The following is a 13,393-nucleotide window of genomic DNA, read 5'->3' as shown; positions in this document are numbered from 1 at the left end:
TTTCCTCCTGACACCTTAAGTTGTTGGCTAGCCAACTTTCTCGAATGTCATGTGTACAGTGCTAATCGTTCTTGCTTTAAAGCCACCTGCGCAATAACAAAAATAGAAGCGCCACATTCTTATAAATCGACTATCAAACCCTAACGCTCTAACCTCAGCTAGTGATTTATCAAAGCGACATAACCACTCTTCGAGTGTTTTTTGATAGTCTAGTCCAATATCAAATAAGTCTCTTACAACCAACTCACTCTTCGATGTAGCGGCATCGGTCAGTACAGAGACAGAAGGCAGAAAGCCACCTGGAAAGATGTATTTCTGGATAAAGTCTACATTTCGACTGTAATAATCATAACGTTGGTCAGCGATCGTAATTGCTTGAATGGCCATCAATCCATTCGCTTTTAACAAGGAATTGCATTTCTCAATAAAGGTAGAGAGAAACTCTTTCCCGACCGCTTCAATCATTTCAATGGAAACTAACTTATCAAACTGCCCTTCTAATAAGCGGTAATCTTTTTTAAGCAAAGTGATTTTATCTTCTAGCTTCTCTTCGATTATGCGTTGTTTCGTGTAGTTATATTGCTCCTCCGATATCGTTGTTGTGGTTACTTGGCATCCATATTGTTTCGCCATATAAATAGCCATCGCACCCCAACCCGTACCAATTTCGATAACGTGATCATGTTTAGACAGTTGTAATTGCTGACATAACCGTTCCATTTTATTGGTTTGAGCCACTTCTAAACTGTCTGTTGGTTGATTAAAAACTGCGGCCGAGTACAACATTGAACTGTCTAAAAATAACTTGTATAACGCGTTGCCAATATCGTAGTGAGCGTGAATGTTTTTAGTCGAATTTCGCAACGTATTACGATTTAGCCAGTGCTGTAATTTATCAGTGAACTGAGTCATCCAACTGGTTTTGCTCTCTAACTTATCAAGCATTTTCATATTGAGTGCAAACAACTCAATCACCTGAATCAGATCAGGGCTATCCCACCACCCGTCCATATACGCTTCAGCCGCCGCGATACTACCACCTTTTAGAACACGCGAATAAAGCGCCGGGTTGTGAATTTCTATACTGGCCGTAGGAGTCCCCTCAGACGAAAAACCAAACCGGTGAATACGCTGACTTTCATCACTTTCAAATGTCTCATCAATAATCAGTGAACCGGCATCTAAATGGTTAATCAGCTTAAAAAAAAGCGCTCGTGTTAGTTTGTCCAATTGGCTGGTACGTTTATTTAAAATCAATGCATCACTACTGGCCATCACCGATTCTCCTCATTATTATTTTTTATTGGTTCCGAGTTATATTTGGGGTGAGAGTAAAAAGGAGCGCCTTTGCACCAAAGCTTTAGCGCGTTCCAATAAATCCCTATTACCATTTTTACTGCCATGACAGGCGTTTTGATCAACTGGGTGATCAAAGCTCGACTAGAAAGCGGGATCTTTTTCATCACCATGGTGGCATCAAAGACTTTGTCGTTTTCATAGCATTCAAGGTGGATAAAAAGCTGCTTTGTTAAAGGCTTTATTCGCCATAGGTAAGACTGGTTGATTGGATTGAACGGTGAGACATGAAAAGCCTTATTATGTACCCATCTTTTCTGATTGGCTGGAACAACATAATAATGCCTTTCGTTCCATGGCGTATTGCTGACTTCGGCTAAGAGATATTTCCAATTTTGCTGGGCATCAAAAACATAATAGAAGTTCACCGGACTAAAATAGATTCCCATATAGCGCAGTTGAACGACAGCAAGCACTTTGCCATTAACTTCGTCACCCGTGATCTCATAAATTTTCTGATGGACTGCGCTCTTCCAATCCCCAGTTTTTCCGACATAATCAGAGCGTTTGATGCGAGCCCAGTGCCACCATTTGTCACCCAGCCCCCAAATTCGCTCTTGTACTTTTGCTAACTCATCGAGATCGATACAGGGTGAAAACAAAGTATAGTTAAGGCGATGCTTCACTGGCGAGAAACGCCGATGCCTAACCGTCCCGATGAATAAATGACTATTTAGCTGCGACACCATCTTATGCTGCTCCGCGATGAACAAGGCAAGCATTTGATAACGCCTGCAGATCTTCCACCACACTTAGTGCACTGCGCACCCCATCTTCATGAAAACCGTTGTGCCAATATGCGCCACAAAACCAAGTATTGCGTTTGCCATTAATTTCGCTTCGTCTTTGTTGGGCGGTCATCGACTTCAAGTTAAACACGGGGTGATGATAAGTAAAACGTCGTAATACCTTATCTTCGCTAATTTGAGCATCGCCATTTAACGTGACACAGAATGTATGCTCAGACTCAATATGCTGCAGTATGTTCATGTTATAAGTCAGAACAGGTGGCGAACTGAATGTCCCTTGGTTACCAGAGAGGTGATAATTCCAAGAAGCCCACGCAGCTTTTCTGGTGGGCAACATTGATTCATCAAGATGCAGAGTCACATCATTCGCTTGATAAGCTAAATCTTGTAAGATCTCTGTTTCTGACATATTGGGATCAGCCAACAACTTCAATGCCTGATCACTATGACAAGCTAAAATCACGTGGTCGTAGTATTCCGCCTTCCCCAAACTCATGACCCAAACGCCTGAGCCTTCTCTCCAAACTTTTTCAACCGGACTGTTTAAGCGAATATTATGACGAAACTCTTTGGTCAATTTTGGAATGTATGCTTTAGAGCCTCCCTCAATCACATACCATTGAGGACGATTCACCACATCGAGCAAACCATGATTAAGGAAGAAGCGCGCAAAGAATGAAAAAGGAAATGCGCGAATATCGGTCATTGGAGAAGACCAAATGGCAGCACCCATGGGCAAAATATAATTCTCACAAAAATAGTCACTAAATGCGTTGTTTTCTAAGAACTCACCCAGTGTTAATTCATCCTCATCTTGATACAGGCTACTTTTTACAGTTTGGTTAAAACGCAATATTTCAAAGATAAACCGATAAAATGTTGGGCTAAACAGATTACGTTTTTGAGCAAACAAGGTACGAAGTGTATGACCATTATATTCGAGCCCTTGATTGTCATTTCGAACACTGAAGCTCATTTCAGTTTCTTTCCCTGAAACACCAATCTCGTTCATCATTTTAATAAAGTTGGGATAGGTTTTATCGTTGTAAACAATAAAACCAGTATCCACTGAATACATGCGCCCCTCTAATTCAACATCTACCGTTGCGGTATGGCCACCAATATAGTCATTTGCTTCATATAACGTGATGTCATGTTGTTTATGAAGATGATAGCCACACGTTAAGCCTGAAATACCCGTTCCTATTATTGCTATTTTCATAGTCGTATCCTTCTTATCGGGAAGTGAGTTGCGCTGTGAGCTTGCGCTGTAAAAAATAAGGTAGCACCCCAAGAAATCGGAGCATGCTGGTGAATCGAGTTGGGAAGTAGATCGTTTCTTTCCCTTTTTCTAATCCAAGCTGGATGCATTTTGATGCTTGCTCAGGCGAGACGAGAAAAGGCATTGGGAAGGTGTTCTTATCCGTTAGTGGCGTTTTAACAAAACCGGGATAGATCGTAGATATTTTTATTCCATAAGGTTTTAAATCAAGAGCAAGCGATCGAGCCAAATAGCTTACTGCCGCTTTTGAAGCGCCGTAAGCTTCAGCTCTAGGTAGCGCAACTTCACTTGCGATGGAACCGACAATAGCCACTCTGTCACCAGTACTAAAATAGGGTTGAATGGCCTCTAAGGTATTAGCCAATCCAATAACATTCGTATCAAACACGCGCTTTATTAGCGCCGCATCAATCTTCCCATGGTCGATATATTCACAATCGCCAGCATTTAATATCCAAAGTTCTGGAGAGCACTGCATTTGAGCGACTTGTTCTTTAATCGCCCTTAGTTCAGTCATGTCAAAACAAAGCGTTTGTATTACAGGGGACAACCGTGATAACTCAGATAAACGACTTTGATTTCTGCCACAAGCCACGACCATCCAACCAGCATTGGCATAATCTATCGCTAACTGCCGGCCAATGCCTGATGTAGCTCCGGTAATGAACACACAACTCATTGAGCTAGCCTCTGCTTGATACCTTTAACGACACGACCAAGAAGAGGCAGATTTTCATAGAGCATCTCACCCAGATCAAAGTAGTCTCTGTGGTAAATGACCTTTCCTTCCGAGAACTTTAGGTGGCTTACGCCACTCACTTCGATGTTCTTGCCTTTGGAGAGTTTCGGGTGCTGGAGATGCATCGTCCATGTTAAGAAGCCAGTCTCACCGACTTGTTGCAGCTCATCAATATCAAAATCGCAGCGAAGAACGTTATCGTATAACCCCTGAAAGTAACGCTCTAGTTGCTCAATCCCAACTAAACGATGTGCAGCATCTTCGAACACAATATTTTGATGGTAGATATCTTTGAGCAAAAATAAGCTCGACTTGTCTAGCTGTTGGTAAAGTCTCCCAACTTCTGAAATGTCCATATATATTATCCGCCCTTCCTGAACACCATACGCTTATCGGCTTAGATTTAAGCGTAGACAAATGCAACCATACGCACAAACCTCAGCTTGAAGCTTTTATGTTATTGGATACGAAAGAAATATAAGGAAGGATCAAAAAAGGCTTGGTAAAAACCAAGCCTTTGCATATGAGTAGGAATACTAAGCGTTATTTGCTTCAAACTCTTTCATGAATTCAACTAACGCTTTTACCCCTTCAAGAGGCATTGCATTGTAGATGGAAGCACGCATGCCACCAACAGCACGATGCCCTTTCAAAGCCACTAGACCACGTGCGCTCGCTTGCTCTAAAAACAAACCATCAAGTTCAGGTTTAGCGAGCTGGAAAGGCACGTTCATACGAGAACGGTTCTCTGGATGAACGCCATTATGATAAAAATCGGATTGATCGATGTAGCCATAAAGCACTTCTGCTTTCTCTCGGTTTACTTGCTCCATTGCAGCGACACCGCCCTGCTCTTTAAGCCACTTAAATACTAGCCCTGACAGATACCAAGCAAACGTTGGTGGCGTATTAAACATCGAGTCTTTTTCTGCCAACACTTTGTAGTTAATGAAGCTTGGCAACAGTTCGCTCGCTAGATCGAGTAAATCGTCACGAACGATAGCAATACAGATACCTGCTGGACCGATATTCTTTTGGGCGCCCGCATATATTACGCCATATTTAGATACGTCTATCTGTTTAGACAGAATGTTTGAAGACATATCCGCTACAATCGGTTTATCCGTCACCGGCAAATCAGAAATTTCAATACCATCAATGGTTTCATTTGGACAGAAATGAACATACGCAGATTCTGAATCGATCTGCCACTTAGAAGCTTCTAATACTGCCGTTTTGCCATCTTTCTCTGACTTTGCGAGAAAAGTATCCACTTCACAGTACTTTTTCGCTTCTTTAATTGCACTTTCGGCCCAATAACCAGCATCAATGTAAGTCGCTTTCTTTGCCTCACCAAGCAAGTTTAATGGCACCGCCGCAAACTGAGCACGAGCGCCTCCCTGACAGAACAGTACTTTGTAATTACTCGGAATGTTCAGCAGATCACGTAAGTCTTGCTCTGCCTCTTCAGCCACTTTAATAAACTCTTTACTACGGTGACTGATTTCCATGACGGACGTGCCCAGCTCATTCCAGTTTACGAACTCAGCTTGCGCTTTTTCCATCACTGCTTTAGGCAGACCTGCAGGGCCAGCACTAAAGTTATATACATTGTCCATTCTGTCTTTCCTTGCTCATGCTTTAATTAAGAACTACACGATTAATAACACGTTTTTTCGCGGATAAAAAGCAAGAAAAGAGGTCTTAAGACCTCTTTTCTTTCCTAAACATGAATAATTTTCACTATGGTTGTAACATCAAGGGCATGAGAAGAGCAAACAAAGGCACTTGCTGTCCATTAGCAAAAACTAACTTACCATCTTTTAAGTCCGCATTAATCTTGTAACCTGTATCGGTATCCTGAACAAATTCCATGATCACTGCTTCATCGATACCTTGTTTGATAAATGGGTACTCTTCAACAAGCTCATCAGAAAAATAGGTATCCAATTTACCAGTCAGAGCTGGCAAAATTTTTGTTGGATCGGCAGCCACATTATCGGTACCTTCAGGAATCGTAACATTCCATGCAGACTCAAATTCCCCTTTACCAAGTGTTAAAGCCATCTTATTCATCGTCAGATTAAAGCCTTTAGAGAATAACGTTTCAACATAAGGAATCGCTTTCTGAATCTCTGTTTCAGTCAACTGAGGATTATTTTGATATAAGGAAAGTAATTGACTGAATGATTCACTATCAATATCACCAAGCGAAACATCCACTTTGAAATTAGACAACGTGTCTTCATCCATTGTTGCATTATTGATGGTAAATACATGATGGCTATCTAAACGGCTCGTCATGTCATCTAGCGCTGAGTTGAACTCATATTGGGCTTGGTTAATGTCGAGAAGTGTTGTCGATTCACCCTCGGTAAGGCGAATACTATCCAATTTGGCAACTTGATCACCCAGCCAATATCCATTGAGCTGTTTTCCATCACCTTGACCAGTTAAACTCGTCATGATCAATTTTTCACCAGAGTTAAAATCAATCTCTATCGAAGGAATATCTAACTGATAATTCACATTGCCTAAAACGGTAGCATGTCCAGTTAAGTTTGACGGTGCAATGGAAATAGCCGCACCATCCTCACCAGAGAATTCCTGATGCCAAGCGGCCAGCTCTAGCGAGAAGTCGGTATTCCCATTTAATTGCGTCACCGTATTCAAAGTAAGCGGTAACTGAGGCACATTTTCTAAAACAGAAACGGCACTCAAGCTTAATAACCCATGATCAATATTACTGAGCACAATCCAGTCGGTTGGCAAGCCGTCGGCCTGAAGCTGCTCCGCCAACGCTTCATCGGTTAAGGTGTAGCGCGTTTTAACAACGGACGATAAGTAGCCACGGTCGTAGCTGACAATTTCTGCTTTTACGGAAGCGTTATCGAAATTATTGATGCCATCGGTAATAACATTCTGACCAATTTGCCCTACCGCAAGAGGCCAACATAGTGCTAATGAGATTGCGCCACCTATAGCGCCGATTTTTTTAAGCTGATGCATGGTCTATTTTCTTTGTTGATCGTTTCAATCAGTCTACACCAAAAAACATTGAGATAAATCAGACTATTGGCCTTAAGTACAAATCTGCAGAAATAATAGAACCTAGCTCTCAACACCTAAAGGCAAAGATTGCTACAGTGAAATCAGTCTTTCAGTCACTTTATGGCGATTAAGTGAATCAATTTGCAATCCTCTGCTTAGACAATAACCCCACCAGCGCAGAACAACTGCGTCATGAGCTTAGCCACTTCACTACAAAATTCGATCTTCATACTGCAAGCTCACTTGAAGAGGCACACACTGCCCTTGATTATTGCCAAGATAACGGACAAACCGTGGCACTCGTCATCGCAAGCCATCAAGATGATTTCAATGGCGCCGATTTTTTAATTCAACTCGACAAGCTAAAGCATACTCAGGGCGCTCGTAAAATCCTCATCAGCTGTGGACAAGATATCCAAGCCATCGTGACTGCGGTCAATGAAGGTCGCCTTGATCACTGCCTAACCAAACCTTTACAAGACAAGCTGGTGTATCAAACAGCTTTAAAAGAGCTCACTACCTATGTTTTAGAAAATGATGTAGAAAATTCGCTTTCCTACAGCCAAGTATTAGAACAACAACGCCTCCTTCGAGCCCATATTGATCTTAAGATGCGCAGCTATCGCGAAGGATTCATCAGTGACCACCACCGACTCAGTGATGACGAACTGGCACAGCAAGTCATTCAGGCACTTCACGACTTTTTTGCTTCAAACGATGACACCCGGGCATGCCGGACATATTCAGCCGAACACCTTCTAACAAAAGAAGGAGAAGAAAACCGCTTTCTATGGTTCATTACCGATGGCGAAGTGGCCTTATATAAAAAAGATGACCTTGGTATGCAGCGCGAAGTGGTTCGACATAACAAAGGAAATATTGTTGGTGGCATGTCTTTCGTAACAGGAGAACTATCATTCTCAACAGCCATTACGTTGACAAGAACTGAGGTTATCAAATTGGATCGTGAGGTGTTTGCTAAAGTCATGCACTCCAACACCAGCTTATTGCCATTATTTACCAACCTGTTACTCCGTCACTTCAATCGTCGTTTACAGAGAAGTATTCATACCAAATTAGAACTGCAAAAAACTTTAGAGTCTTTAGAGTCGGCCCATCAGCAGCTTATCGAAAGAGAAAAGATGGCGATGCTAGGACAATTGGTTGCTGGTGTCGCTCATGAACTGAATAACCCTGTCGCAGCGATATTAAGAGGAACAGACACCTTAAAAGCAAACATTGCCAACATTGTGACTTCACCTGAACATCAAGCCATTAGTAACAAAGGTGCAGAACTGTTGGCCAATGCGCTTACTGCAAAGCCAATATCGACCTCTCAAGAACGGCAAATGGCCAAGCAGCTCGAAGCTGAGTTAGGTGACCGGCGCCTTGCTAAAAAGATCGTAAAGTTAGGGTTAGAGCTGGATGCACACTTAAAAAGCAAAGTACAAGCATCACCATCAGAAACCCTTAAAGAACTAAACATGCTTGAACACTACCATTTAACTGGCAGTACACTCCGTTCTATCCATGTTTGCGCCCAACGCATCGCTGATATGGTCAAAAGTCTCAAGGGTTACGCGCGACCAGATGATGAAACCTTCCATTCGGTAGATATTCACGAAGGCATCGAAGATACCTTGATGATCTTTGAAAACCGGCTCAAGTTCCATCACGTTGAAAAAGAATATTGCCAATTACCGCACATCTATTGTTTACCGATTGCTTTGCAACAAGTTTGGACCAACCTGATTTCTAATGCGATTGACGCATTTCCTAGCAAAGGAAAACTTCGGCTGCAAACACGTTTAGAGTATGCCCAACACCAAGATTGGGCAGTGGTCAGCTTTGAAGACAATGGCTGCGGAATACCACCACAACTGGTTGAACAGATATTCACCCTTAACTTCACGACGAAAAAAGAAGGGAATTTCGGCTTGGGAATAGGATTGTCAGTATGCCAGCAAATCGTCGCCCAACATGGAGGAAGAATAGTCGTGGAGTCAGAACAAAACCACTTTACCAAAATGAGCGTGTGGTTGCCTATTCAAAAGGATACCTCGTCCACAACACCATAAGGAGTCATCCATGAGTAAATACCTAATCTTATGTGTCGACGATGAACGTGAAGTCTTAGACAGCGTGATTCAAGATCTCGATGAGTTTGAAGCGCATTTTTCCATCGAAGCTGCGGAGTCAGTCTCTGAAGCTAAGGAAATCATTGAAGAATATAAAAATGAAGAGACACCGCTCGCACTCATTCTCTGCGATCACATCATGCCTGAGCAAACTGGAATCAGCTTTCTGATCGAGCTGAACCAAGACGATGCCACCCAAGCAACCAGAAAACTGCTGCTCACTGGCCAAGCAGGATTAGAAGACACCGTAGAAGCAGTCAATCACTCCAGTCTTGATTTTTATATTGCCAAACCTTGGCGTGGAGACGACTTAAGAGACACCGTAAAAGCACAGCTAACACAATACGTCATTAACAATGACCCGGATCTCATGCAATGGGCCCAAGTTCTCGATACAGAAAAAATCTTTAACGCAATCGCAGATAACCGGATCAATTTCGGAGAATAATAACCAGATAGCATATTGATCTGGCACACAGATTGCTTATTTTATGAAGTAGCGACAAAACAATGACATTTATTTGGTGACTACCCGTCTGGATGCATTATCATGTCGTAAACATAACGTCGTGGCGAGTCGTCGCTAAAGACCAAGGAAACTAACAATTTTAAATAGGTTTATCGTTCGTATGCGTAAAACAATCTTAGCAACAGCGCTTGTGCTTGCATCTGGCCACTCTTTCGCAAACACTGATCCTAATAGCCCATCGGTAATGAGTAACTTCAGTTACGATTATCTTGAGGCTCGCATTGGTGCCAGTCCAGTTACTTTCGGTGCTGCAATGAGTAAGTCCATCCACCCGAATGCTCACGTTATTGGCCGCGTCGATTCTGAGTTTGAAGGCGATTATGATGCAGCAGCAGGCTTCGGTTTCCACGCTCCAATTAATAACTGGGCAGACTTTACGGGTGAAATGCTTTTCCGTTTAGTCGATGACGGCGCAGATAAAGGCACTGATACCGGTATGGAGCTGAACTTAGGTGTACGCCAATGGCTAGGTCCTCAACTAGAAGTTGGTGGTAAGCTTGGTTACGTGTCGATTGATGATAATGATGACTGGATTGGTGGTGCATACGCTCGCTTCCACTCTACAGAGCTTTTCTCTCTCGGCGCAGAAGCTCGTATCAATGATTTCTATGGCGACCAGATCATGTTTACCACTCGCTTCAAGTTCTAATTCGTTATTATGTCCAAGCAAGCTTAAAGCTCTTGGACATAAATAAACAAAAAACCGAGACAAATGTCTCGGTTTTTTATATTTAGAATACGGTTTACTGACAGTTCGATAATAGCTGACGCTTACGTGGCTCTTGGAGCAATTTCCAATGAATGCCTTCTATCGCACCAGCGAATTTCCATAGCAATTTCACATCAACATCACTGCCATATGTCTGACGTACTTTACTGAAGACTTCAGCCGCACCTAACTCCATAAATGTTTCAACATCTTCAATGCCCGCCTTTTTTACCATTCGCTCTAATGTAAGCTGCATATTAGGCAAATCTCGTAAACGACGGTTAGCCGATGATTTTTTGAATTTACGTTGAGAAACTGAGTATTCAATTGACTGTTTTACAATATGGTCAAGCTGCTCACTTCTCTCTGTAAATAGCTCTGTCACTTCATAATAGTTTACAGTTGCCGTCGTCTGTTTTTTAACATGACGATACTTCTGACAACCGAGCTCAATTAGCTGAGGGTCTAACTCATCACCACCTCGAATAAAAATCTTATCCGCACTGATAAGTGCAAACATTGCTTCTTCCTGAAACAAGCCGGTACCACCGAACATAGAGCGTTTTTGGAAAGTACCAAATTTGCTAACGTACTGCATGAACGATTGCTCTGTCATATCCATTGATCCTTTTAATCTATAACCCCGATTATTTTTGATCACCAGATAGAAGCAGCTTTAAAGCGAAAAAGTAAACTGTTTGGCCAACTGTAAGTTTATTTGTATTGTGTTGTGCCAATATCGAATACCATAAATGATAGTTAACGTTGAAAAATAAGTCTGTGCACAGCTCACATCAATTAAACTAAATTCATATCAATTAGTGACAGATATCACGTGGCGAGTTTTTTTGATAGTTATCGTCAAAAAAACAGCACTCGTCATTAGGAAATTCTTTCGATAGACATCAATTGTTCGTTACAACTTATTTGCCTATCTCCTCGTAGAAAAGTTACACTGTATATGTAACGTCATCTAAAAACTCTTTTATGAATCATTTATCTTTTTACTGGCTCCCTGAGAACAACGAGCTGTTGATCAAGGGAATCGAAACCGAATTTGCTCAACTTATTGAGCAGTCCATTAGTACTGGAAAAATTTCTCTTCCTCCTATTCCAGAAGTCGTATTACGTATTCAAAAGCTATGTACTCAAGAGATGACTTCCGTCAGTGATGTCGCCGATTGTCTTCTAGAAGATCCCGGTTTAGCCGCCATTGTTATCCGTGTTGCAAACTCTGTCATTTTTAATCGCCGAAACATCACTTGCACTGACTTAGTCACTGCAGTATCTCGACTTGGAATCTTGCGTGTCCGAGATATTGTCACCGCTCAAGCGATTGAGCAGCTAAAGCATTCAGTAAATATGAGCAAAGAGTGCAATCAAATTCTGCTTGAGAGTGCCGCGAATTCTCGCGAGCTTGCCGCCACTATGGTGATGGTTGCCAAAGGTTTTAAAGAAAGTAATAGCAGTGAATATCGCAATATCGAAACAGATAAAGCGCTTCTCACTGGTTTATTAGCTGATATTGGCTTGTTCTGCATTGTCAGTGAATATTATCTCTACCTAGAGCGCGGTAATTATCTCGATCAAGATATCGCACTACAGATCTTTAATAACCAATGTTCTATCGCCAGTAAAATGGTATTGACCAGCTGGGGCTTCGATAATGATTTTATTGAAGTTGCAACTAATGAATCTTCGTCTATTTCTGCTTATGACGTGAAATACCTTGATATTGCACGTATGGCTAACCACATTCTGATGTTCCGTCGTAAAGATGAGAGTATCGATGAACATACTGTTGAATTTGACATTACCGGTGCAGATATTCTGTACAAACTCAGCAATTTGAGTGATATTGAGTTTAAAACTCAGATTGATGAAGTTATTAACGCTAGCGGCCTTTAATAACGCTAACAGGAAGTGCCATGTTCTCAGGAATGCTGTTTATATTTGCCCCGCTTGTTGCGGGGTATTTAATTTCTGTCTCTAACCCCTCTCGCTTAGAATCCATTAATAAGATTACATCGAATCTTATCTACGTCATATTGGCGTTAATGGGGCTCAGCTTGGCCGCATTGGATAACCTTGGACAGAATTTACAGCTTATTTTGAAATATACCGGAGTATTCTTTGCCTGCATTGGCTTGTGCAACTTAGCAACACTTCCTCTCATCGACAAATTCATGCCGATAGACACCGATACAAAGCACAGCAAACTGCCACTGTCGAGCATGGCATTAGAGTCTCTAAAGCTCATTTTTGTCGTCGGTGGCGGCTTAGTTGTCGGGCTGATGCTTTCCATCGATTTAGGCTGGGTTGATACTGCTAGCGAGTGGATCTTATTTGCCTTGCTGTTTTTTATCGGTATTCAGTTGAGAAACAGTGGCCTGACGCTAAAACAAATTCTGCTCAACAAACATGGAATGATCATCGCCCTGACTGTGATCATCAGCTCAATAATTGGGGGCCTACTCTCTGCATTTGTGTTAGATATCAGCCCATATAAAGGGTTAGCGATGGCGTCTGGTTTTGGCTGGTATTCCCTCGCGGGAATCTTGATGGGTGACGCCTTTGGCCCCGTTTATGGTGGCGCTTCATTCATGATAGAGCTGCTTAGAGAATTAGTGTCTTTGGTGCTTATTCCTTTGTTTATCCGCAGCCGTCCGTGCACGTCTATAGGCTATGCTGGTGCAACCGCAATGGATTTTACTTTGCCCGTCATCCAAACAACAGGTGGGGTACGGTGCGTGCCTGTTGCCATTGTTAGTGGGTTTATTCTCAGCTTATTAGTGCCTGTTTTAATGCTATTCTTTGTATCACTTGTAGGCTAGATCGCA

13 protein-coding genes are annotated in these 13,393 nt (G+C 42.1%); 5 read left to right on the top strand and 8 right to left on the bottom strand.

Annotation, left to right across the window (positions count from 1 at the left end):
* Positions 1-27 precede the first annotated feature (27 nt).
* The 7 genes from ACQEXS_RS01400 to ACQEXS_RS01370 all read right to left on the bottom strand — a co-directional run bounded on the left by ACQEXS_RS01400 (position 28) and on the right by ACQEXS_RS01370 (position 7,135).
* Positions 28-1,275, bottom strand: coding sequence for a class I SAM-dependent methyltransferase (locus ACQEXS_RS01400; RefSeq protein ID WP_427012545.1), 1,248 nt, complete (start codon positions 1,273-1,275; stop codon positions 28-30).
* Entirely contained in the window at positions 1,275-2,045 is a 771-nt protein-coding gene (locus ACQEXS_RS01395) for a DUF1365 domain-containing protein (RefSeq protein ID WP_427012818.1), read from the bottom strand. Before ACQEXS_RS01395 ends, ACQEXS_RS01400 begins: the two co-directional genes overlap by 1 nt.
* 1 nt (position 2,046) lies before the next feature.
* A complete protein-coding gene (locus tag ACQEXS_RS01390; RefSeq protein WP_427012544.1) occupies positions 2,047-3,327 on the bottom strand; it encodes an NAD(P)/FAD-dependent oxidoreductase in 1,281 nt (426 codons plus the stop codon).
* Between the two features lie 13 nt (positions 3,328-3,340).
* Positions 3,341-4,066, bottom strand: coding sequence for an SDR family NAD(P)-dependent oxidoreductase (locus tag ACQEXS_RS01385; protein ID WP_427012543.1), 726 nt, complete (start codon positions 4,064-4,066; stop codon positions 3,341-3,343).
* Positions 4,063-4,482, bottom strand: coding sequence for a nuclear transport factor 2 family protein (locus ACQEXS_RS01380; RefSeq protein ID WP_367988728.1), 420 nt, complete (start codon positions 4,480-4,482; stop codon positions 4,063-4,065). Before ACQEXS_RS01380 ends, ACQEXS_RS01385 begins: the two co-directional genes overlap by 4 nt.
* A gap of 180 nt (positions 4,483-4,662) precedes the next feature.
* Positions 4,663-5,745, bottom strand: a complete 1,083-nt coding sequence (gene serC / locus ACQEXS_RS01375; protein WP_427012542.1) for a 3-phosphoserine/phosphohydroxythreonine transaminase — start codon at positions 5,743-5,745, stop codon at positions 4,663-4,665.
* 124 nt (positions 5,746-5,869) lie between these two features.
* Positions 5,870-7,135 (bottom strand): DUF945 family protein, encoded by a 1,266-nt coding sequence (locus tag ACQEXS_RS01370; protein ID WP_367988726.1) that lies wholly within the window; start codon positions 7,133-7,135, stop codon positions 5,870-5,872.
* Positions 7,136-7,308: 173 nt separating this feature from the next.
* Between ACQEXS_RS01370 and ACQEXS_RS01365 the strand changes: the two genes are divergently transcribed.
* The 3 genes from ACQEXS_RS01365 (at position 7,309) to ACQEXS_RS01355 (ending at position 10,493) form a co-directional block, all read left to right on the top strand.
* Positions 7,309-9,255: an ATP-binding protein gene (locus tag ACQEXS_RS01365; RefSeq protein WP_427010313.1), complete on the top strand. Its 1,947-nt coding sequence runs from the start codon at positions 7,309-7,311 to the stop codon at positions 9,253-9,255.
* A gap of 10 nt (positions 9,256-9,265) precedes the next feature.
* Positions 9,266-9,763 (top strand): response regulator, encoded by a 498-nt coding sequence (locus tag ACQEXS_RS01360; protein ID WP_427012541.1) that lies wholly within the window; start codon positions 9,266-9,268, stop codon positions 9,761-9,763.
* A gap of 181 nt (positions 9,764-9,944) precedes the next feature.
* Positions 9,945-10,493 carry a hypothetical protein gene (locus ACQEXS_RS01355; protein WP_367988723.1) on the top strand — a complete coding sequence of 183 codons (549 nt, stop codon included), beginning with the start codon at positions 9,945-9,947 and terminating at the stop codon, positions 10,491-10,493.
* 94 nt (positions 10,494-10,587) lie between these two features.
* On the opposite strand, the gene ACQEXS_RS01350 is transcribed toward ACQEXS_RS01355, so the two are convergent.
* Positions 10,588-11,175, bottom strand: a complete 588-nt coding sequence (locus ACQEXS_RS01350; protein ID WP_367988722.1) for a TfoX/Sxy family DNA transformation protein — start codon at positions 11,173-11,175, stop codon at positions 10,588-10,590.
* A gap of 365 nt (positions 11,176-11,540) precedes the next feature.
* Between ACQEXS_RS01350 and ACQEXS_RS01345 the strand changes: the two genes are divergently transcribed.
* Together ACQEXS_RS01345 and ACQEXS_RS01340 are read left to right on the top strand one after the other, a co-directional pair.
* Complete coding sequence (locus ACQEXS_RS01345) at positions 11,541-12,461, top strand: HDOD domain-containing protein (protein ID WP_427010315.1); 921 nt, start codon at positions 11,541-11,543, stop codon at positions 12,459-12,461.
* Between the two features lie 20 nt (positions 12,462-12,481).
* Entirely contained in the window at positions 12,482-13,387 is a 906-nt protein-coding gene (locus ACQEXS_RS01340) for a lysine exporter LysO family protein (protein ID WP_427012540.1), read from the top strand.
* The last annotated feature ends 6 nt before the right edge of the window (positions 13,388-13,393 follow it).

The organism is Vibrio sp. TRT 17S01 (assembly GCF_050113695.1).
Lineage (GTDB): Bacteria > Pseudomonadota > Gammaproteobacteria > Enterobacterales > Vibrionaceae > Vibrio.
The sequence above is the reverse complement of the archived record's forward strand: the minus strand, read 5'-3'. Positions and strand labels throughout refer to the sequence as shown.